Source organism: Anaerotardibacter muris (assembly GCF_943192915.1).
GTDB classification, from domain to species: domain Bacteria; phylum Actinomycetota; class Coriobacteriia; order Coriobacteriales; family Eggerthellaceae; genus Anaerotardibacter; species Anaerotardibacter muris.
In genome coordinates, this window is record NZ_CALPCD010000002.1 from 275622 (window position 1) to 297936 (window position 22315).

At 54.9% G+C, this 22315-nt stretch carries 19 protein-coding genes; 12 read left to right on the forward strand and 7 right to left on the reverse strand.

What is annotated here, in order from left to right; translation table 11 throughout:
* Positions 1–151: 151 nt before the first annotated feature.
* Both NFR25_RS03060 and NFR25_RS03065 read right to left on the reverse strand, forming a co-directional pair.
* The gene (locus tag NFR25_RS03060; RefSeq protein WP_251197781.1) at positions 152–1399 is read right to left on the reverse strand and encodes an MFS transporter; all 1248 of its coding nucleotides are present in this window, start codon (positions 1397–1399) and stop codon (positions 152–154) included.
* 30 nt (positions 1400–1429) lie between these two features.
* The gene (locus tag NFR25_RS03065; RefSeq protein WP_251197782.1) at positions 1430–2233 is read right to left on the reverse strand and encodes a PhzF family phenazine biosynthesis protein; all 804 of its coding nucleotides are present in this window, start codon (positions 2231–2233) and stop codon (positions 1430–1432) included.
* Positions 2234–2340: 107 nt separating this feature from the next.
* Between NFR25_RS03065 and NFR25_RS03070 the strand changes: the two genes are divergently transcribed.
* Positions 2341–3216: a LysR family transcriptional regulator gene (locus NFR25_RS03070; protein ID WP_251197783.1), complete on the forward strand. Its 876-nt coding sequence runs from the start codon at positions 2341–2343 to the stop codon at positions 3214–3216.
* A 98-nt stretch (positions 3217–3314) separates the two neighbouring features.
* Here NFR25_RS03070 and NFR25_RS03075 read toward each other — a convergent pair whose 3' ends face one another.
* The gene (locus NFR25_RS03075) at positions 3315–3641 is read right to left on the reverse strand and encodes a nucleotidyltransferase family protein (protein ID WP_251197784.1); all 327 of its coding nucleotides are present in this window, start codon (positions 3639–3641) and stop codon (positions 3315–3317) included.
* 69 nt (positions 3642–3710) lie between these two features.
* Here NFR25_RS03075 and NFR25_RS03080 point away from each other — a divergent pair, with 69 nt between their 5' ends.
* On the forward strand, positions 3711–4439 hold the full coding sequence (locus NFR25_RS03080) for an ion transporter (RefSeq protein WP_251197785.1): 729 nt from the start codon (positions 3711–3713) through the stop codon (positions 4437–4439).
* A gap of 213 nt (positions 4440–4652) precedes the next feature.
* Positions 4653–5540 (forward strand): DUF362 domain-containing protein, encoded by an 888-nt coding sequence (locus tag NFR25_RS03085; RefSeq protein WP_251197786.1) that lies wholly within the window; start codon positions 4653–4655, stop codon positions 5538–5540.
* 138 nt (positions 5541–5678) lie between these two features.
* On the opposite strand, the gene NFR25_RS03090 is transcribed toward NFR25_RS03085, so the two are convergent.
* Genes NFR25_RS03090 through NFR25_RS03100 form a run of 3 tightly spaced genes read right to left on the reverse strand, consistent with a single transcriptional unit; the run spans position 5679 to position 11366 of the window.
* Positions 5679–7835, reverse strand: a complete 2157-nt coding sequence (locus tag NFR25_RS03090) for a YhgE/Pip domain-containing protein (RefSeq protein WP_251197787.1) — start codon at positions 7833–7835, stop codon at positions 5679–5681.
* Positions 7832–10450, reverse strand: coding sequence for a YhgE/Pip domain-containing protein (locus NFR25_RS03095; protein WP_251197788.1), 2619 nt, complete (start codon positions 10448–10450; stop codon positions 7832–7834). The genes NFR25_RS03090 and NFR25_RS03095 overlap by 4 nt, the downstream gene beginning before the upstream one ends.
* 40 nt (positions 10451–10490) lie before the next feature.
* The gene (locus NFR25_RS03100) at positions 10491–11366 is read right to left on the reverse strand and encodes a LysR family transcriptional regulator (RefSeq protein ID WP_275556932.1); all 876 of its coding nucleotides are present in this window, start codon (positions 11364–11366) and stop codon (positions 10491–10493) included.
* Positions 11367–11516: 150 nt separating this feature from the next.
* Here NFR25_RS03100 and NFR25_RS03110 point away from each other — a divergent pair, with 150 nt between their 5' ends.
* The 5 genes from NFR25_RS03110 (at position 11517) to NFR25_RS03130 (ending at position 16734) form a co-directional block, all read left to right on the forward strand.
* Positions 11517–12680: an MFS transporter gene (locus tag NFR25_RS03110; protein ID WP_251197789.1), complete on the forward strand. Its 1164-nt coding sequence runs from the start codon at positions 11517–11519 to the stop codon at positions 12678–12680.
* 173 nt (positions 12681–12853) lie between these two features.
* Positions 12854–13834 (forward strand): alpha/beta hydrolase, encoded by a 981-nt coding sequence (locus tag NFR25_RS03115; protein ID WP_251197790.1) that lies wholly within the window; start codon positions 12854–12856, stop codon positions 13832–13834.
* Between the two features lie 128 nt (positions 13835–13962).
* Positions 13963–14562, forward strand: a complete 600-nt coding sequence (locus NFR25_RS03120; RefSeq protein WP_251197791.1) for a TatD family nuclease-associated radical SAM protein — start codon at positions 13963–13965, stop codon at positions 14560–14562.
* A gap of 205 nt (positions 14563–14767) precedes the next feature.
* The gene (locus NFR25_RS03125) at positions 14768–15565 is read left to right on the forward strand and encodes a glucose 1-dehydrogenase (RefSeq protein WP_251197792.1); all 798 of its coding nucleotides are present in this window, start codon (positions 14768–14770) and stop codon (positions 15563–15565) included.
* On the forward strand, positions 15565–16734 hold the full coding sequence (locus NFR25_RS03130; RefSeq protein WP_251197793.1) for a lactonase family protein: 1170 nt from the start codon (positions 15565–15567) through the stop codon (positions 16732–16734). Before NFR25_RS03125 ends, NFR25_RS03130 begins: the two co-directional genes overlap by 1 nt.
* A 220-nt stretch (positions 16735–16954) precedes the next feature.
* On the opposite strand, the gene mtnA is transcribed toward NFR25_RS03130, so the two are convergent.
* Positions 16955–18061, reverse strand: coding sequence for an S-methyl-5-thioribose-1-phosphate isomerase (mtnA, locus tag NFR25_RS03135; protein ID WP_251197794.1), 1107 nt, complete (start codon positions 18059–18061; stop codon positions 16955–16957).
* 191 nt (positions 18062–18252) lie between these two features.
* On the opposite strand from mtnA, the gene NFR25_RS03140 reads away from it, so the two are divergent.
* The 4 genes from NFR25_RS03140 to NFR25_RS03155 all read left to right on the forward strand — a co-directional run bounded on the left by NFR25_RS03140 (position 18253) and on the right by NFR25_RS03155 (position 22229).
* On the forward strand, positions 18253–19650 hold the full coding sequence (locus tag NFR25_RS03140) for a hypothetical protein (protein ID WP_251197795.1): 1398 nt from the start codon (positions 18253–18255) through the stop codon (positions 19648–19650).
* A gap of 1 nt (position 19651) precedes the next feature.
* The gene (locus NFR25_RS03145) at positions 19652–20665 is read left to right on the forward strand and encodes a VanW family protein (protein WP_251197796.1); all 1014 of its coding nucleotides are present in this window, start codon (positions 19652–19654) and stop codon (positions 20663–20665) included.
* Between the two features lie 143 nt (positions 20666–20808).
* Positions 20809–21582 carry a hypothetical protein gene (locus NFR25_RS03150; RefSeq protein ID WP_251197797.1) on the forward strand — a complete coding sequence of 258 codons (774 nt, stop codon included), beginning with the start codon at positions 20809–20811 and terminating at the stop codon, positions 21580–21582.
* 203 nt (positions 21583–21785) lie between these two features.
* Positions 21786–22229, forward strand: a complete 444-nt coding sequence (locus NFR25_RS03155; RefSeq protein ID WP_251197798.1) for a GatB/YqeY domain-containing protein — start codon at positions 21786–21788, stop codon at positions 22227–22229.
* The last annotated feature ends 86 nt before the right edge of the window (positions 22230–22315 follow it).

A 22315-nucleotide genomic window follows, 5' to 3' on the forward strand; every position in this document is an offset into this window, starting at 1 on the left:
CAGGTTCAAGCGCATCCCCGCTGTCGTAAACGGATTGTCATCGACCCGAAAACTGATACGGTTTGCTCCAGCCCAAAGCTCTCTTCGGCAAGTCAAGCTCTTTTGCTTTGGATCTTACTCTCGGCCCTTTAAGGTGAGCAATTGAGCGCGGTTAACGCTCGGCTTTTCGAATGTGCGCACTAGCCAAACCTGCAAGGGTGCAAAGCGCCACATCGATCATCCAAAGTGCAATATATGAACCGCTCATTTCAAGCAGGATTCCACCAAGCCACGCGCTCAAGAACGCACCGATCTGATGACAGAAGAAGAGCACGCCGATAAGGGTGGCAGCTTCTGTGAGCGAGAACCGGCCATTCACAATGCCTGCAGTAGGAGAAACCGTAGCGTCTCCTGTAAGGCCCAAACCAGCGCTGAAGAGTATCGCACTCAATAAGGTCTTGGGCATCAAGAAGATGAAGATCAAGACCCATACCGCACGAAACCCGTAATAGAACGCGAGCAAACCACCCTTAGGTACTTTTACCGATAGCCAACCCGAAAGCAGCGCGCCGAACACAGTAGCGACCCCATAGAGCGAAAAGGCCCATGAAGCTTCATCAGCACCAATGCCGTAGCTAAGAAACTGAGAGAACAGATGCGACTCGATCGTGACCATATGAAATCCGCAAGTTGAAAATCCTGCAATGAGTAGGATGAACACCTTGTCACTGAACGCTCGCCTAAAGAGTTCTCGAGCCGAACCATTGTGAACTACTTGGTTATCTTTCCTTTCGACCTCACAAGGGCCGCTCGCTTTTCTTGCCTTCTTGGGATCAGCCGCGGTCACCACGAACACGATCGGTATGAGCAAAACGATCGGCGCGATCAGGCTCGACAGCGTGAGCGAGATCCCACCTTCATCCAGCAAAGCTTGGATCGTTGGTGAGAGCACGAAGCCACCCATTCCTGCCGCAGCGTTCAGCACGCCCGAAATGAGCATCGCTCTTTCGGGTCCCACTCGACGGATCGACGAAGCTAAGATCAGACCAAAAGCAAGAGCGCCCGCTCCGATCCCAAAAAGAATGCCAAGCGAAAACAGGAGCGCGAAGAAGGAGTCTGCCAATAACATGCCAACCATACTGGCAAAGAGCAGCCCGACACCAATAAGAAGTACGCTACGATTCGATCGGCGCGCAGCGATGATCCCAAAAACAGGTTGCGCCGCTCCGAAGACAAGATTCATCACCGCAATGCAAAAGCTCACATCTTGATAGCTTGCCGAACAGTGTTCTGCAAGCGGATTGAGCAAGATGCCAATGTCGCTGCGCAGGCCCGCTCCCAGTCCGTACAAGATACATGCAACGAAACCGAAAGCAATTACAGGAAGAAATCCCTGCAAGACCTTTTTTGACTGTGCCATCGTTAGAAACCTTAAGCGAAGTGGAACTCGCTAAACAAAGAGCTCTGCCTGCGCATACAGTGTCGCTGGACCAGAAACGATCACGCGGTCTCCTTCAACTCGACAAGTCAGTATGCCCGAACGCTTCGATGCCTGAAAGGCTGTTATGGTATCTTTGGCCAGCTTAGTTGCCCATATCGGCGCAAGCGCACAGTGGCTCGAGCCCGTCACGGGGTCTTCGTACACATCGAGCTTAGGAGCGAAGCATCGCGAAACGCAATCGAATCGCCCGTCTTGAGTTGCACGCGCGGTGACCACCTGCAGCAGTCCATCAAGTTCTAGAAGATCATTCTTGTCGGGCTTCATCTCGAGCACCGCTTCCTCGCTCGGTAGGACGCAGATAAGATCACGTGCGAGCCAGGCTTCTTCAGGACGAATACCGAACGCCTGCTCCATCGCGTCAGTAACTTCAACTTGCACTGGCGCATAAGCTGGCATGTCCATTGAAATAAGATCGCCTGTAGGTTTTACGATCAGGTCACCGCTACATGTTTCGAACACGATGGTGTCCGCATCAGGCGCAACGAAACGATTCACTGCGAATCCCGAAGCAAGCGTAGCATGGCCACACAGGTCTATCTCGCCACCAGGGGTGAACCAGCGCAAGGAGAGACGCACCTCTTTGCCATCAAGGTCGAGTGGAACGATAAATGCAGTTTCTGAAAAATTGTTCTCTATAGCGATATCTTGCATGAGCTCCACCGAAAGCGGCTGTGCGGTCACGCATACCGCAGCTTGATTTCCTTCAAAGGGATTAGGCGCAAAAGCATCGATCATGTATTGCTGGATAGACACGACATTCCTTTCTCGGTCACTTGCAGATGCAATTCTTTCAGAAACCGCTATATTAGTAAAACGACTTTTCTTGATGTTATGTTCAGTTTTTCTTATGTTAGGAACCCATGGATACACGAAAATACGAAGCCGTGCTCAGGATCGTTGAACGCAAGAACTTCGCACGGGCGGCTGAAGACCTCGGTTACACACAGTCCGCACTCAGTCAGATGGTCGCCTCGCTCGAAAACGAGATCGGCTTCAAACTGATCGAACGATCGCGCACTGGTTCGCACCTAACCCTCGAGGGTGAAACACTACTGCCCTTCATGGAACAAGTATTGAATGCGCAGCGGTCCTTCCAAGAACGCGCAGCCCAGATCAACGGACTCGAGATCGGAGTCGTGCGTATCGGAACCATTGCGAGCATTTCGGCTCACTGGCTTCCCAGCCTCATTCGTGAATTCGAGCATGATCATCCTGGAGTGAAGTTCGTCATTCATCAGGGGGATTACACGCTCATCCCAGAATGGATCAACTCAGGACTTATCGATTTTGGTTTTGTGAATCCTTCTGGCGTGAGCGGTCTTCAAACTAAACTTCTCAAAAGCGGATCCATGTCTGCGGTATTGCCGAAAGAACATCGTCTTTGCAAGCACAAGGCTATCCCACTTCGCGAATTGGCGAAAGAACCGTTCATCCTGCTAGAAGAGGGCGCCTATTACGAACCCCTTGAAGCGTTTGCCGCTTGCGGCTGCGAACCGCAGGTAAAGTACACTATTCACGATGATTACTCCATCATGGCTATGGTGGAGCAGGGCCTCGGGGTGACCATCCTAGCGGATCTGATTATGCGAGGATGTCCTTACGACCTGGTTACTCGCCCAACTGAACCACCCATCACACGCGATATCGCACTCGCATGGAAAGATACCGCCCGCCTGCCCATCGCAGCAAAACGCTTCATGGATCTTCTCGAACAACGCGCTCAGGTTCTGCCGTAGTTTGTTTCCAGCGACACAACGCCAGGCTCAGGCCGATAGACAACCAAAAGCGGACACCTTGGGACCCAGTCTGGAGTGAACGGTTGCAAAGATTTTGTTTAGCTTTCGTTTGAATAAAGAAGGATCTTTTCGTTGTTGATTCTCTTCAGGAAACGCTCGCTAGCGCCAGCTGTTGTAACAACATCAACCTTGCAGCCAAGCCTTCTCTCAAGCTCACCCTGAAAATCAAGCAGCTGCATACCTTTGATTGAACCCTTTTCTAGCAGGATATCTACATCAGAATCAGAATTCATGTCACCACGAGCACAAGAGCCGAACAGAAAGACCTTAGCTGCTTCGTATTCTCTTGCTACTTGAATGACGTGCTCTTTAATCAAGTCTATAGAGAGAAAATTGCGAACCGGAGACGCGTCTGGCAATATCATTTTCCCTCCTTGAACCATTTTGCATTACCCTAATGATTGTATTTCACACCACTGGTCAAGGAACAGTTAATGTCGAATAAAGAATCTTTACGAGCACGAATCTACTCGACGATCGATGTAGCGGGGAGCCAGACGCGGCTCGGGCGTGCGTACGATTACCTGATGATCGTGGCGATCATCGTCAGCTTACTGCCGCTCTGTTTCAAACAAGATTTTACGATCTTCTTCATCACCGACACCATCGTTACCGTGCTCTTCATCGCGGACTACCTTGTGCGTTGGTGCACTGCTGACCTGGCGCTTCGCAAAGGCTGGAAAAGCTTCTTGCTCTATCCGTTCACACCAATGGCTATCATCGACCTGCTCTCAATCCTGCCATTCTTCCTGCCGATGAACCAAGGATTCAAAGCGCTTCGTCTACTGCGCATGGTGCGCGCCCTGCGAGCGATTCGCTTCATCCGTGAATCACGCAGCTGGCGCGTGGTCACCAGCGTGCTGCGTCGCGAGAAGAGTCTGCTACTCTCGGTCGGCGCGATGGCAGTTGCCTACATTCTCATCTGCGCACTCATCATCTTCAATGTCGAACCTGATTCATTCGACACTTTCTTTGATGCGATTTACTGGGCGTGCGTTTCGCTCACTACCGTGGGCTACGGGGATATCTATCCCATCACCACCATCGGTCGCGTAGTTACCATGCTTTCTTCGCTCGTCGGCGTCGCATTGATCGCGCTTCCTGCTGGCATCATCACGGGTGGCTACATCGAAGAAATGCGCCGCGAGACCCAAGCCGAGTAGCGCACGTTACGATAGTGTCTGCTTAAGGACTGCTCCCCTATTTTGGACTCAGTCCCTACAATCAGGCCTTTCTGGCCGGAGGCATAATTGTCCCGGACACTTTGGGGCCGGGGGTGAAAGTGTCCGGGAGGACGAGGTTGGCGCGGATTTAGTGACAGAGTGTCACCAGCATGGTATGCTTCCAATACGAACCACGGCTGAAAGGAGCCCGTCATGAGCAAACCTGTGGTCTATTTCACTAAAGACATCTCCCCTGAAAACGTCGTCAAGCTGTACGAGAAGCTGGGCGTGAAACTGCCGGGCAAAGTGGCCGTGAAGGTCCATTCCGGCGAAGAGGGCAACCAAAATTATCTACATCCTGAATTCATGCGCCCGATGATCGAAGAGGTCGATGGCACCGTGGTCGAATGCAACACCGCCTATGATGGCGCACGCGATACCACTGAAAAGCATGAGAAACTGATGGCGGCACACGGTTGGACCAAGTACTTCGATGTTGACATCATGGATGCCGATGGCCCCAGTTCTGACATCATCTTCCCCATCGAGAACGGCCGCGTACTGAAGAACAACCACGTAGGTGGTCACCTGGCAAATTATGCTTCTATGCTGGTACTTTCCCACTTCAAGGGTCACCCCATGGGCGGCTTTGGCGGCGCACTGAAGCAGCTTTCCATTGGTTGCGCATCGAACCAGGGCAAGGTGAACATCCACACCGGTGGCGCAAGCCTGAATCAGGGTGAATTCTGGGACGTACACGCCGAACAGGACGACTTCATCGAGGCTATGGCTGAAGCGGCCGAGACCATCGTGAATCATTTCGGCAGCAACATCGCCTTCGTGAACATCGCCGTGAACCTGTCCGTCGACTGCGACTGCTGCGCCGTTGCCGAGGACCCCTGCATGGGCGACATCGGCATCTTCGCCTCCCTCGATCCGGTGGCCATCGACAAGGCGTGCCTCGATGCGGTCCACAACTCCGACGACCCCGGTCGCGACAAGCTGCTCGAGCGCATCAACTCGAAGCACGGCGAGAAGATCATCGACGACGCCGTACGCCTGGGCTACGGTTCCGCAGAATACGAACTGATCGAAGTTTAAGATCGCTCGCCTCATCATCTCCCATATAAAGCCAGGAGTTCCTCACGGCTCCTGGCTTTTTTCATGCCCAAAGGGCAAACAGCGGAACGGGTGAATTCGAGGCCTCAGCCATTCGCTCTCGCTGCTTGCGGCAGCGGCTTACAGGAACTTGGTTTCGTCCAGCTTGGCATTGATGAAAGCATTGAAGCGAATAAGGGGCTTGCGGCAGAACAGACCGAACGCAAGCGATATGCTCAAACACGCAAGCAAGCACAGCATCGAGAAGAGGAATTGATCGCCATAGAAGCCAGCGATGCAGCCGCTGAATAAGTCGATCGAATGCGAGAACGGCAACCACGGATAGATATCCTGGAAGATGGGCGCAGACATTTGAACGGGCATGATGCCACCCGTTCCTGCCAACTGCATCACCAAGCAGATGATCGCAATGGCTTTGCCGATATTGCCGAATGAAATCGCAAGCGTATAGACGATGTTCGAGAACACCAGCGCACAAACGCAACAGGTGAGCAGATACAGCCAGAAGTGTTCGCACTGAATACCCACCAAGAAGATATTGCCGATGCACAGAACGATCCCTTGTAACAATGCGATCACCGCAAAGACCCCATAACGACCCAGGTAAAGCTGCCAGGGTTTCGGGTCCTTCAGGTCACGGGTACGCTTCTTCGACACATTCACTGATGCCAAGGCAACCAAGAAGATCGCACCGATCCATAGCGATAAAGATGAATAGAAGGGGCTCATCGAGTCACCGTTAGTAGCCATCTCGAACACCTTATGCTCAACCAGTTCGGTCGGTGCTGAAAGGAACGAGGCAATAGAATCAGGATCATCACCGATCATGTGTCTTATCTGGGTAAGATCATCCGATTCAAGCGCCTGATCCAAACGATCACGCGTATCCTGAAGCTGTGCGCGGGCGCTCTGAAGCGTGGCGATCGTATGCTCGATCGATCCTTCGGCATTCTCCATGCTGCTGATCAGCCCCGATGCGCCTTGAGAGATGGACCCCGAAGCAGAAGTGAGCGCACCACCAAGTCGCTTAGCATCTGAGCGGATCTCACCCAGATCGGAAGCCAATGCCGTAGCCTGGCCCTCCAGCTCATCTTCCAAAGTTGAGCTCACCTGCCCGATGCTCGCTTTCGCATTGTCTAGGCTCTCTTGCACCGACTGCTTCGCCTGCGCGATGGAAGCTGCGGTGCTTCCTACGCTTTCCTGCGCGTTGCGCAATGACTCGCTCAACCGCTCGAGTGCAGCGATAGCCGCATCGAGCTCATCGATCGCGTTTTGCGATACGGCAGCAGAAACTAACGCGCTCCGTAGTGACCGATATGCATCGATGCCACTCGACACATCATTCGACAGATCACCCAGCACTGCCTCAGCTTCTGCAGGCATTCCTTCATACGAAGCGAACGCCGCATCCACGGCTGCCTGCACGCTGTTATAACTTGCTGAAGCCTGAGCGAGCGCAGCATTGATCTGACTGGTCATGCCGTCGAGCGCGCCCGTAGCTTCATCGAGTCCGTTCTGAGAATCGTCCAAGAGTGCGTTAGCATCACTTGTTATGGTGCCCGTATCGCTCAATATCTTCTGGCTTGCTGCAATCAGATCTTGCGCCACATCCATCAGTCCTGAGAACGACTGCGCCTGTGCGATCGACACATCAACCTGCTCGATGATCCCTTCCAGCTGCGCAGAAAGCAGCTCGGCGTATTCCGAAATGCCTTCACCTGAAAGATAATCTGAAAGATCCTTGGTCACTTCGAGTGCGACCTTTGCCACCGTATCCGTGAACGTATTATCGATCTGTGTTTCCAACTGGCTAGCACCTTCGCTGGTCACGTGCGTAGCGATGGCGTTGATCTTCTGGTTCGTGTAATACTCGATCGTAGGACGCTCTGCATCAGTAGAGAACGCGGTCATCAGATCCTTCGAGAAATCCTTCGGGATGACGAATGCCGCATAGCTCTTGCCCGAACGAACCGATTCGATCGCAGCATCTTCGTCCATGAACTGCCAATCGAACTGGTCGTTTTCGTGCAATGCAGAAACTATCTGCGCACCAGCATCCAATTTGGTCGAGAGCAGCTGAGACTCGTAGCCTTCGTCCTCATTGGCTACCACCACCGCAATGTGGCCCGTATTCGCATACGGATCCCAAAATCCCAGCGTTGTTAACCACGCATACATAGGCGGAACGATGATCAGGCCCATCGCCACCACCGCAGCGATCATGTTGGTCATCAGGCTCTTCAGGTCGGCCTTGAAGATCGCAAGCACGTTCTTCACGAAGCATCACCGCCTTCGCGCAGATCATCGCTCGCGTCGCCGAGCGCAGGAGGCAGCTTCGACTCTGCACGGGCCTGCGAAAGTGAGGTCTTGATGTCTTCGTCGCTCTTCTGCGCAAGCGCCATCTGATACTCGATGCTCGACTTCAAGAACGAGATGCAGATCAGATAGATAGCTACCGCCAGCAATGCTAGGAAGAACCATGCCAGCATGATGAGCTTCGCATCGGGGCCGCCCTGGAAAAGGCTGATGCACACGATCATCAGCACGGGCATAGCGAACAATGCGAACCAACCGATGCGCGCCAGCTTGTTGTAGTTGTGGTCAAAGCGCTTCGCACGATCGATGATGAACTCTCGATACTGGCTCGTGTCGAGCAATGCCCGCACCATGGTGCGCAGACGGAAAGCTGGTTTGAGGTCGCCCGATTTCTCGGAAGTGAACACATCTGTGGTGCCCAATTCACGGTCGAACAGGATATTCAAGTTGTAGCCATACTTGCCCGCAACCAAGCCGATGATGAACCCAACAGGCAAGAACACCAGCAGCAACATGAGCATGTCGAAGAGGTAGTCCAGCCCATAGAAGCCTGCAAGAGCTTCGCGCATAGCATCGATCGAATAGGTGAAAGGCAGCAGCGGGTTCAGCACCTGATAGAACTCGGGCAACATCTCCACAGGGAACATGCCCGAAGATCCAGGGATCTGCAAGATGAGCAAGAATACCGCGATAGCTTTGCCTAGATGACGCATGGAATAGGCCAGCGCATACATCAAATTCACGTAGACGAAGGCGGTCAGCACTCCGGCCAGGATGAAGGCGGGCGGACTGACGCAAGATACGCCGATGACCAGATCGCCAATAGTGACCACAGCACCCATGATGGCACCGAGCACCACATAGGTGAGCCAACGTCCGAAGTAGGCATCCACTCGGCTGAACTTCGGCAGACCAGTAGGATCAACGCGAATGCGCACGATAGCCATCAGGATGAAGCCCGCTACCCAAAGCGCTAGGTTGGTGAAGAATGGTGCCACGCCCGAGCCATAATTCGCTACGGGGAAGATATCGTTGGTATGCATCTCGACTGGTTCAGCGAGGAACTGCGCCAGCTTGTCATCAGAAACGTTCAGGTGTGCCGCCAATAACTGATAGGTGGCCGATTCTTGTAAGGCGCGCAGATCGGTGAGCGCAGAATCGAGCCCGTCTTTGATCTGCTGCAACGACCCTTGAGCCGATGCGCAGATGTCCTTCGCGCGAGCGAGCGTTTCGTGGAGCCCTTCAGTTACCGTGATGCTCTCATCGATCACTGGCTCGAGCGAGATCAACGCACCACGAATGACCCCGATAGCAGCAGCCATATCATCAAGACTGGCGTTGAGCTTAGGTAGTACGTTCTCATGGATGTTCGCAGTGGCCTCTCGCAAAGCAGCGCTCGAAGCCTCCACTGCGTTTGCAATGTCTTGGATGGATGCCTCGGTCGAAGAAGTCGCTGATGAGAGTGACTCCGAAAGATCCCTGAGCGAAACCAACGTGCTGGAAAGTTCTGCATTCTCTTGCTCGAGCGTGGTGATGGCACTCTCAAGCCCTGGGGTGCCAGCAGCAGCCTGCGCACGTAAGTCGCTCAGTAGCGCGGCATTCAGATCGACCACACGTTGCAACTCTGAAATGGACGCATCAACACTGCCCGCCACGGCCTCGAGCTTGCCCGATATCTGCCCCGCAGACGCACTGGCCTTGGCCGCCGCAAGCCCCATCTCAAGCGAAGCCTTCGTCACTTCATCAGATACGCTCGCCGTATAGGCGTTCAACGAGTCTTGTACAGCTTTCACCTGCTCTTTTGCGCTCAGTAAGCGTGCTTCTAAGCCAGGTAGTTCTGTCTTCACATTGGAAAGGGCATCTTTGGCTTCGGCAGCGGTAACTGAGGCTGAATCGAGCGTGGGGTCCAGACCCTGCAGCGTATCCACCGTGGAAGCGATGGCCGCATTGGCTTCGTTCACGCCTTGGGTCAAGCTGCCGTTGGCTTCATCCGTGTCGTTCATCAATTCGGCACCAGAGCGTTTGAACACCGCGATGACCTTCTCGCTCACCGAGGAGACGAACTGCTCGTTGATGCTCTTCTCAAGCGCACTTGCTCCCGCTTCGGCAACCTTCACACCTGAAGCAGTCTGTTCATCGTTCACGTAAAGATCAATCTTAGGGCGCTCGAAATGTCCATCGAGCACGCTTAGATAGGAAGAGCTGAAATCCTCCGGAAGGATGATGGCCGCATAATATTCACCCGAATGCACGCCATCCATCGCTTGTTGTTCGTCAACGATCTGCCATCCTAGCTGGTGGTTCTTTGATAGATCCTCGACCACTTCATGGCCTATGTTCACATCCCCAGCCAATTCAGAATGCGCGCCTTTGTCGTTGTCGACCACGGCCACTTGGATCGATTCGGTGTTGTGATAGGGGTCCCAAAACGCTGCGATGGTATACCACGCATAGAGCGCGGGAAGCACGCAAGCCCCCGCCACGATCAAACAAGCGATCGGGTTCACCACCAAGCGCTTCATATCGCGCTTGAAGATCTGCAAGATTAAACTGATATGCTCACGGAGCTTTTTCATATACCAATTCTATACGAGAAGCTCGCCTCTCCGTATGCGGCTACTCGATCACTTCCTGCAAGGCCTCAAGAAACGCAGCAGCGGGCTTCGAGAGCGCCATCTTGCGCCAGATGATTCCTTGCGTGGAAACCAGCTTGGGCGAAAGCGGTACGAACACGAGCTCACTATCCTGTGAGGTCTCGAACAAGCCTTCGTACGTGAGCAACGCTCCTGCTCCTTCGCGTGCGAGCAGTGCGGCATTCAACGGCAAGTTGAATTGCACGCTCACTTGATAGCGATCGAGCAGCTTGCCTGCCCACTTCGCCAGCGTGCCATTCTCGAACGCCTGATGTGGCATGATGAGCGGTTCTTCGAGCAGATCCTTAGGCGTGATGCGCTTCAGCTTCGCCAGCCTGGAATCGCGTCGCACGAGCGCACCCCACCTGTCCTCCACTGGCAGCTGCAGCATATTCATGTCAACGCGCGGCTTCACCTCGCATTCGATCAGGAAATCGTACGCACCGCGAGCAAAACCATCCATCAGATCGATGGTCGCGCCGCTGTGAATACGAAAATCTACCTTGGGAAAACGCTTGCGCGTTAGCTCGATGGCAGCCGCTACGCATGACATATTCATCGTTTCACCTGCTGCTATGTGTACGGTTCCCGCAACATTGGCAGCCTTTGGCATCAACTCATCCTGCGCTTTGCCTACCAAATCCAGGATCGAATCGGCATAGCGCAACAGCATGATGCCCTGGTCATTCAGCTCCATGCCCTTGTGCGTACGTGTGAATAGTGAACAGCCAAGCTCATCCTCGAGCGCCGAAAGCTGACGCGAAAGCGTGGGCTGCGTGATGTGCAGCGACTTCGCCGCATTCGACACGTTGCCCTCTTGTGCAACCGCCTGCAAATAACGCAGTGTACGGATCTCCATCGCACCCTCCTTGATGACCGCTGCGCAGCCTGAACAAATCATGCCTTCAAAGCATGTTACTAATTACATTATAGGCATTTGATTGGCACTCAGGACCGCCGCATCATGGAAACGTACCCTCGAACGAAAGGCACCCTGGTCAAAAGCACTATGGTCAAAGCAAGCGCAAACAGCAACGTACTCGTACTGATCCTCGCCGTAGGCGTTTTCGGCATCCTGAACACGGAAATGGGCGTGGTAGGCATCGTGCCCGAAGTCGCGCGCACCTATGGCGTTTCAGTCGCGGATGCTTCACTGCTCGTCAGTGGTTTCGCGCTGGTGGTGGCTATTGCGGCTCCCATCATGCCGCTGCTCTTTTCCAAGATGAATCGCAAGGCCGTGATGCTGCTGACCTTGGGGATCTTCACGATCTGCAACGGCGCGGCGGCCTTCGCACCCTCCTTCGAAGCGATGCTCACATTGCGCGTGGTGCCTGCCGCGTTCCATCCGCTCTACACTTCGATGGCACTGGCGATCGCCTCGCAAATGGGCACGCCCGAAGCGTCCGCGAAAGCATCCTCGCGCGTGTTCGTGGGCGTATCGGCTGGTATGGTGCTGGGTGCACCAGTCTCGAGCGCGCTGGCTTCTGTCTTTTCGCTCTTCGCATCGATGATGTTCTTTGCACTGGTCACGCTGGTGGTGTTCATCGCTACGTTGTTCTTGGTACCGTCGATGCCTGTGCGCGATCCGCTTTCTTACGGCAAACAACTGGCCATCCTGAAGAAGCCGCTGTTGTGGGCCTCGCTCATCTCTGTGGTGGTATTGAATGGCGCGATGTTCGGCTTCTATGGATTCCTTGCAGACTACCTTGAAGCCGGACTTTTGTTGGTGCCCGCTGCGGTCAGCGCAATGTTGCTAGCCTACGGCGGCGCGAACATCGTAGGCAACCTGGCGGCAGGAAAACTGCTGGCGAATACCCCTGTAAAGACCGCGCGCTTCATTCCCCTTGCCCTGCTGGCTGCCTTCGGCGTGCTATTCGCAACGGCTTCGCTTGCGATCGCAGGGTGCGTGCTACTCGTTATCATCGGCATATTGGCAGGTATCGCGAACAACGTGAACCAATTCCTGGTTGCCACCGCCGCCCCCGAAGCACCCGATTTCGCCAACGGCCTTTACTTGACCGCCGCGAACCTGGGCGTGACCCTCTTCACTCCTGTGCTGGGCGCGCTCATCTCCCAAGGCGGCGCGCTGTTCTCGGTCTCTGGGGTTCTCGTACTGCTGGCTTGCGCCTTCTTCCTGATCGCTTGGCGCCAATGCCTGAACAAGACCACCTAGCGAACGAGACAATTCAGCCACGGACCCAAAGTGTACTAGTTGATGACCGACCTCGAAGCGTTCCAGCTTCATGCTTTTAAGGCATTTCATAATATCCAATATAGGCATTAGTAAACTACCGCGAGCGCTCGTAAAGTATGAATAGAACCTGAACCAACAGAAAGGCGACACCCATGCCGAAACTAGAATTGACTCCCATCTGGGACAAGGTTTTCCCACAAAGCGACGCAGTCGAACACAGCAAGATCACCTTCCACAACCGCTATGGCATCGAGCTGGCGGCTGATCTTTACAAACCTAAAGATGCGACTGGCCCCTTCGCCGCCATCGCCATCTCGGGCCCATTCGGCGCGGTGAAGGAGCAATCAAGCGGCCTCTATGCACAAACGCTGGCTGAACGAGGATTTCTCACCCTCGCCTTCGACCCTTCGTTCACGGGCGAAAGTGGCGGGGATGTTCGCTATATGGCTGCTGGCGAATTCGGCATCGAAGATTTCAGTGCCGCGGTCGACTACCTCAGCTGTCGCAACGACGTTGACCCTGAGCGCATCGGCATCCTAGGCATTTGCGGCTGGGGCGGCATGGCCTTGGCTGCTGCCGCAAACGACCCACGCATCAAGGCAACGGTCGCCAGCACCATGTACGACATGAGTCGCGTGGCTGCCAATGGCTACTTCGATGCAGACGACAACCCGCAGGCTCGCAACCAGGCGCGTGCTGCGATGGCCGCTCAGCGCACGGCTGACTACCAATCTGGCAACAATGTACGCGGCGGCGGTGTGGTGGATCCGCTGCCCGACGATGCACCCTACTTCGTGAAGGACTACCACACCTATTACAAGACGCCGCGCGGTTATCATGCGCGCTCGCTCAACTCCAACGATGGCTGGGCCGTGATAGGCCAATGGACTTTGGGCACGTTACCGCTGCTCACCTATATTGGCGAGATCGAACGTCCTGTGTTGATCGTCCATGGTGAAAAGGCACATTCCCGCTACTTCGGCGAGACAGCCTACGAACGGATGAAAGCTGGTATCGCACCCGATAACAAGGAGCTGCTCATCATCCCGGGCGCCAGCCACACCGACCTGTATGACCAGGTGGACATCATTCCCTTCGACACCATCCAGGAATTCTTCACCACCAACCTCTAAGACGAGGCGCATACGTTCAGAACGGACGTTTTAGGACAGGCTACTAAAGCGTCCGTTTTCTTACATGACGTGATAGGCTAGATGAGTATTCGACCCGCAACAGAACCGAGGCGTGCATGGCGAAGGCGATGAACATACTCTATGACGTTCACGATGGACTGTATGTGAACCTGACCAATCGCTGCTCATGCAGCTGCACGTTCTGCATCCGCAACGAAAGCGATGGTGCGCATGGCTCGGACACGCTCTGGCTCGAGCACGAACCCACTGCCGATGAAGTGATCGAAGCGCTGAAGGCTACGGATCTTTCGCCCTATTCTGAAGTGGTGTTCTGCGGATATGGCGAACCTACTGAAGCCTTCGACGTGTTGAAAGAGGTCGCGCACTGGCTGAAGGAGAACACGGATCTTCCCGTGCGCATCAACACCAACGGCCAGGGCTCCCTCATCTGCGGGCGAGATATCGCGCCCGAACTGGAAGGGCTGATCGATGCGCTTTCTATCAGCCTGAACACGCCCGATGCGGCGGACTATCTTGCTCTCACGCGTAGCCGTTACGGCGAGCAAGCCTTTGATGCAGTGCTCGATTTCGCACGACGGGCGAAAGCCTACGTGCCCAACATCACACTAACAACAGTAGGGAGCACCATCACGCCAGAGCAGGAAGCTGAATGCGCGCGCATTTGCGAAGACCTTGGCGTGAACTACCGCATCCGCCCCCTCGTCTAATTATCAAAGGGGACAGGTCGAAAGTATCAAACGGGATCTCTGGCCTGTCCCTTTTCTGTCCAGGACAGTTTGGGACCTGTCCCCTTTTCAACAAACGCGCAACAGATACGCGGTGAACGCTGCAAGCATGCTCCCACGCGAGAAAATGGTAAGCGACACATCGTTCATTAAGCATCGTAATATCTGTCATGCAAAGGAGGCACGAATGTATCCCGACCTGAATAACAAGATCGCTGTTGTCACTGGCGCAGGAAGCGGCCTCGGCGAAGGTATCGCTCGCCGTTTTCTAGAAGAGGGCATGAAGGTAGTGGTGAACTATCACAGCGACCGTTCCAAACTTGGCGCATGCGACCTAGCAGCAGAATTCAACGCCAACTCCGATAAGCCACAAGCCGTTGCCGTGCAAGCAGACTGCTCTACCGAAGAAGGTGCCGCGAAACTCTATCAGGCAGCCATCGACAACTTCGGCGACCTGGATGTTTGGGTAAATAACGCAGGCATAGAATCGCGTTACGAGACCCATGAGCTACCCCTTGAAGTTTGGGACAAGACCATCCAAGTGAACCTGACTGGCGTGTTCCTTGGTTCCCGCGAAGCGCTCAAGCATTTCATCAAGAAGGGCAAGCCAGGCAACATCATCAACATGTCGTCCGTACACGAGAAGATCCCCTGGCCAACCTTCGCCGCCTATACTGCATCCAAGGGCGGCGTGAAGCTCTTCACGCAGACCATCGCGCTCGAATACGCAAGCCGCAACATTCGCGCTAACTGCATCGCTCCTGGAGCTATCGAAACGCCCATCAATGCAGAAAAGTTCGCCGACCCTGCTGCGCGCGAGCAAACTCAGAGCATGATCCCGGCCGATCGCATCGGCAAGGTCAACGACATTTCCGAAGCTGCAGCGTGGCTCGCTTCCGACCAGTCCAATTACATGACTGGCCAAAGCTTGATCATCGATGGCGGCATGACGCTCTACCCCTCCTTCGAACGCGGTGATGGCTAATGGCAACGCCGAAGACGCGCCGTCTTTACGTAAGCGGCTACAACAACGGTGCCACCGATGCCGGCATCCATGTGTTCGACGTAGATGTGGAGAACAAGAGCTCTCAGCTGGTCGCCACTTCAGCGGGCGTTGAAAGTCCCTCGTTCATCGAGTTCGCAGGTCAAGCAGTCTATGCTGCAAGCGAAGCACCTGATCATGGCGGTCTGGCTCACTACGTCATGAATGCTCAAGGTGTCCCTGAACTGCAAGATCAGGTCTCCTTCTCAGGCGCTGCTGGCACCTGCTATGTGCTCACTAACGAAGGTACTACCCACGCTTACGGGGCGGACTATAATAGCGGCTCGATCAGCTCATGCAAGATCGACGCGCAAGGCGCACTGCGCGAGCCGGTCACCATCATCCAGCACGAAGGCCACTGCGCTCCGCGTTTGAAGGACGACCCGTATTTCGATCGTCAAACTTCACCCCACGTGCACACCTTGAGCTTCATCCCAGGTACCAACCTGCTTGCTGCCGTTGACCTGGGCCTTGACCTTATCACCATCTATCAGACCGATGAAACTGGTCAGATCGTGAGCGCTGAAGGTGACCCTGTCATCAGTTCACGCAACGACAACCGTCGCGAAATGGGATGGGAAGCAAACTTCCCTGGTATCAAACCTGTAGCTGTCGTAGAGGCGCCGCTATTCTCAGGTCCTCGTATCATCGCTTATCATCCATCGGGTCGCTATGCTGCGCTCATCTGCGAGATCGGTTGCGAGCTGATCATTTGGAAGATCAGTGAAGACGGTTTGCACTGGACGCCTGTTTCCAATTGGAACTTGCTCCAAGATGCGCCGGGCGCACTTGAGATGAAGGAAGCACCACGCGCTGCTCACGTGCAATTCACCAATGATGGCCGCTTCATCTACACATCTACACGTGGTATCGACCAGCTCATGTGGTTTGAGATCGACGAAGCATGCGATATGAAACAACGCTGGAGCTGCCCCTGTGGAGGCGGTACGCCACGCCACTTCGCCCTGAGCCCCGACGATGAAGTGCTGGCGGTTGGGAACAAGACCGGCAACAGCATCTCGATCTTCACGCGCGATGCGAATACAGGCATGTTGGAGCAGGTCATGAGCATCTCCTGCCCCCAACCCAGCTGCGTAGTCTGGGGTGACTAGAGCGCGACAACCGTGCACGCGCCGCGAATGTAAGGTAAGGGTGCAGAACTTACTCTGAACACCAACTTCCAAACCAGAAGGCAACCCATTTGGGTTGCCTTCATGTATAAAACGCATGAGGCAGTGCAGCGCATGAGCCCGAAGAGCGAAACAGCGCCAGCGGGTAAGTTATGCAGCCTTATCTCGTGTTCGCGGCGCCCTAAAAGCTTGGGCTCGAACCCTACACCAGCGCGGCTATCTCAGCTGGTTCAGCAATGCCGCGCTCGGTGATGATAGCCGTGATCAATTCCGCAGGAGTTACATCGAAGGCGGGATTATAGACCGCCACTCCTTCAACGGGTGGATCTTGCACCTCGGCCGCTGCACGCTCTTCGATAGGAATATCGCGCGCATCCTTAGCGTTCAAATCGACCGTGGTAGTGGGCGCTACCACATAGAACGGAATGCCAAAATGCGAAGCCAGGATCGCCACGCCCAACGTGCCGATCTTATTGGCGGTATCGCCATTGGCCGCGATGCGATCAGCGCCCACGCACACCGCATCGACCAAGCCCTGAGCCATCACGCTGGCAGCCATATCATCGCAGATCAGCGTAACAGGGATGCTCGCTTTCGCCAGCTCGAATGCTGTCAAACGTGCCCCCTGGCACAGCGGCCGCGTCTCGTCTGCATAGACCATCTCGATCTTGCCCGCTTCAGCCGCCGCGTAGATGACACCCAACGCCGTTCCATAGAATGCGGTGGCCAAACTACCCGCATTGCAATGCGTCAACACGCGCGAACCAGGCTTCAGCAACGCAGCGCCGAATTCGCCCATGGCTCGATTGGAATTCTCGTCTTCCACGATGAGCTGCTTGGTCAGTTCATAAAGACGGTCGACCACAACATCAAGCCCATCACCAGTAGCAAGTTCTTCGGCCACGAGCTGCATAGCCACATCGACCATGTGTTGCAGGTTCACTGCTGTAGGCCTGGCTGTTGCGATCTGCTCGGCGGCTTCATCCATGAACGTGCGGAAGTTCTCGATGTCCGCCGCGCTGTTCGCATCGAGCTCGCCACTCAAGGTCTTCGAGCGTGCTTCAACCGCTGCGAGCGCAACTGCTGCCGCGCCAGCCACCCCAATGGCCGGAGCACCGCGCACTCGCAGGACCTTGATCGCCTCGATCGCATCGCGCCAATCAGTGATGAACAGGTATTTCTCTTCGTAAGGAAGCAGGGTCTGGTCGATGATCCGCAGCACCAGATCTCCCTCTGGGATCGGTGCCATATCAGGTGTCGCGCGCACCAGATCGATCGTGCGCGGAAGGTTGTCGATGTCCAGCCTCAAACTGCCTCCTTGTTGTCCCCTGTTATTTAGTACGTTTTAACAATATACCAGCAGTTAATCACCGAGAAAGATGCTATACTTTTACAAATTGTGCGACCCTGCCCTTTTTCGGAAAGAGCCGCATGAGAACGGAGGGTCTCCTCCACGAAGAAAGAGCCTAAAAGCCCTAATCAGAGGAACGTATGCAGAGCATGTGGATCAGCGTTGTCCTGATCGTGTTGGTCATAGTGATTGGTTTGATCGCCGGATCGCGCCTGAGCGCACCTGGCCCTCAGCGTCGCGCTGTCAATGCCGCCTTCATATCGCTGGCAGTTTTGGCCATCCTCTTCTTCATCCTCATCAACGCATTCCCGGGCGACTGGATCGTTCCCTTCTTCACGGTAGCTTGCATCGTTGTTCCGATATGTCTCTACGTCGGATTCACTCGTGCGGCAGTCTCTGCACAAAAAGCAGCTGACAAGAAGGCTTTCGAGATTCCACGCGCTGCGATGGAATGGACCGACGAAGACCTTCAGCCAGATTCCGAACCTGCTAAAGCCGCTACTGCTACCGCACCTGCGCCTGCTGTTGAAGCGAAGCCCAAGGCTAAAGCAGAGGCCAAGCCAGAATCCAAGCCGAAACAAGCCGAAGCTAAGAAAGCTACTCCTGCTCAGGCTGTGGCAGAACCCAAGAAGGTCGAGGCCAAACCTGACACGAAGCCAGAAGCGAAACCTGAAGCCAAGGCAGAAAAGCCTGTTCAGGCTCCCGCAAAGAAGGCTGAAGCTGCAGAAGAGAAGTCCATGCCCAAGGCTGTCGAGGCTGCTCCTAAGCCCGAGGTAAAAGAATCTCAGCCCGAACCCAAGCTTGAGCCGAAGCCAAAAGCCGAACCCAAGATCTCCGAAGATATCCAGGCATCGCTCACTGCTAAGGGCGCTGAGCCCGAGCCCGTCAAGGAACCTGCACCTCATTTCACGGCCGCTGCTTCTGCTGACCTGCTCACTGGCAAGTCTGAACAAACGGAAGAGCCTGCAGCTCGCAAGTCTTTGCTCAACGAGATCGAGGCTCTGGTGGAACGCGACCTGAACATCGGTCGCAAGATCGCAGAAGGCGCTTCCGACGAAGAGGTCCGCGCCGCCGAAGCAAAACCGCTCGAATACGAAGGTTCTCATCTGCCCGCTTCGCTCCAGATTCCCGAAAAGCCCGCGGAACCTGCTGCCCCAGCTCAACCTGAACCAGCTGCTGTTCCTGCTTCACCTGCTCCTGCAGCAGCTCCGTCAACCCCAGCTCCAACCCCTGTTGCCGTGCCCGCTCCCGCTCCAGAGCCCGAACCCAAGAAAGAGCCACTCGATCCCTTCACCGAATTCTGCAACAAGGCAGCCACGCTGCGTGACCAAGGCTCCTATGCGGTCGCAGCGGTCATCTTCAACAAAGCGGCAGCTTCAGCACCTTCTGCTGGCGATGCCCGTACTGCTCAATTCGATGAGCTTTCCTGCTATGTCAAAGCTGGCGAGACCGCAAAGGCCAAGGCGCTTGCCGCGAAGCTTCGTCAATCCAGCGTGCTCACACGCTTTGAGCGCATAAAGCTCGATGCGGTCGAGAGGATGGGCTAGCATGGCAGCGCATCGCAAACGTCCACCGCAAAAGGGCCAAAAGCCCAAGAATTCGCAGGGTCAAAAGGCGCAAGGTCAAAAGCCTCAGGCTCAGAAGGTCGTCAAGACCCAAAAGACCGCTGTGCCCAAGCAGGTCCAAGGCCAGCGACCAGCACCTCAGGCCGCAAAAAAATCACCCAAGAAACAGCACAACAATCAGAGCGCTTCCATCTTGGTCATGGCTTGTTCGCTGCTCATCGCTTGCTGCATTGGCTTTGGTGGCGCAAACTGGCTTGCGAACCCAGCTCCCGTTGAGGCTGATACCGTTCAGACCGATGGCAATATCATCGAACCCACCTACTATCAAGAGACCATCGGCACCTACGAAGCTATCTCTCAGAGCGAAAATGCCGACCGTGCTGAAAATCTGCGTCTTGCTGCAGAAGCCATCAATGGCTACGTGATCGAACCTGGCGCAACCTTCTCATTCAACCAGGTGGTAGGCGAAACCTCACCCGAGCGCGGTTATCGTCAGGCACCCGTGCTCTACAGCAGCGGCACTAATGTGGGCGATGGCGGCGGCATCTGCCAGGTCTCCACTGCGCTCTATATTGCTGCTGTGAAGGCCGATCTTGAGATCGTTGAACGCCACCCCCATTCGGTACCTTCCGACTACGCTCCCATCGGTCTTGATGCCACCATCGTCTATGGTCAGCGCGACCTGCAGCTCAAGAACAACACCGACTTCCCCATCACCGTCTACGCAAAAGCGGTAGGTCAGAAGGTCACGGTCAGCCTGCTTGGCAAACCACGCACCGACGGCATCACCATCGATGCAACATCCCAGGTGGTCGACCGTTATGAAGGCACCGCCGCCGATGGTTCCACCCAGCAGTTCTATGTTTCGGAATCCTTCCGCATCTATTACAAAGATGGCGTGCGCATGTCCCGCGATCTGCTCTCAAGCGACATCTACCAGGTGAATGAAAACACCCCCGTCGCCCTCGCCGAAGGAAGCGTTGCTCCGAACAAATAGCAGCGAGCGCTCGGTACCCACGGATTTGTGGGCACCTTTTTCACCGAACCGAGCCAGTTTCATATACAATAAGGTCTACTAGAAGATCAATGGCGAGCTCTTTGCGATGTTCGCTCGAAAACCCTCTTCAAGAAAGGCTCAGTATGGAGACCAACGAATCGATCCTCTCTCGCAGCATTGTCGGCCTTGACGAACATAAGGTCCTTGGCAAGATGAGCGGCCTTCGCATCGACTACGATACGCAGGCAGTCAGCCACTACCTGGTGCTGAACGCTTCCACCAACAACACCATCGCACTCCCCTTCGAGAACGCGATCGCAACGGGCGATACCTTCATCACGGTGCAGTCCTACGCATCCTTCGTGGACGCTAATTCTCCCGTGGCAAAGGAGCTTGTCGCAGATACCAACAAGCTCGTGGGCGTTGAGGTTTACTCCCGCACAGGCAACAAGCTTGGTGCGGTGACTGGTTTCGATTTCGATCCCGTCTTCGGCGCAGTGAAGTCCATCTCGCTCGACAACGGCTCCGATTTCCAGTCTGACACTTTCTTGTTCTTCGCTCCTGACTTCGTCTTCGTGAACGACGGTAGCCAGTCTGCTGAAGATATGCGTCAGTCCGATGGCGGCGAAGCTGCTCCCGCCGCTGCTCCTGCCCCAGCTGCAGCACCTGCTGCTACTCCGGCACCTGCAGCCGCTCCTGCTCAGGCTGCTGCTCCAGCTCCAGCAACCAACAAGGACGGCCTCTCTGAAGAAGACGCTCTGCTCGTTGACTTCTTGGTAGGCAAGGTCCTTACCGACGATGTTGCAAGCTCCGATGGCAGCTTCAAGCTGGAAAAGGGCACCGAGATCACGCGCGAGATCGCACTCGATGCGAAGAAGAATGACGCGCTGCTCATGCTTACTATGAGCGTTGATTAATCGACTACGCACGGCACTGACCCAAAGGTAGCGAACAACCAACCAAGCAAAGCGGCGTGCCCCAGGGCGCGTCGCTTTTATTTTGAAACAAGCTATCACCAACCAAGGCTCTGGCTGAGCATCCTTAGTTGATTCCACAAGAGAGCGCCCAGCGAAGATCACCCGACAAAATCCGAACTAAAAACCCATCGAAGGGACCGACCATGGACTACCAAACCCTGCAAGACCAGATCAAAGCCGCTATGAAAGCTCACGATAATCACCGTCGTGACATTCTGCGTCAGGTACACACTGAACTGAAGTCCATCGAAGTGAACGAGCGCCGCGACATCCAAGAATCTGATGTGGACGCTATGCTCAAGCGCGTGATCAAGCAGACCAAAGAGACGCTCGATGGTTCGATCAAAGCTGGCAATAACCAAGAACGCACCGACACGCTTACCGAGCAGGTGAAGATCCTGGAAGGCTATCTACCCAAGCAGGTGGAAGGCGACGAATTGAAGGCCATGATTGACGAGGTTCTGGCTGAAACTGGTGCCACCACGAAGAAAGAAATGGGCAAGGTGATGGGCGCGCTCACGCAGCGCACTGGCGGCAATTTCGACAAAGCCGCAGCAGCCGCCGAACTCAACAAGCGTCTTAACTAAAGTGGGGACGGGTTCATTTTTGGATCTTCGCGCGCTCATGGGTCTCCTTGTCGCGTGCCTCGATGAGCGCTTCCAAGATATCGGGC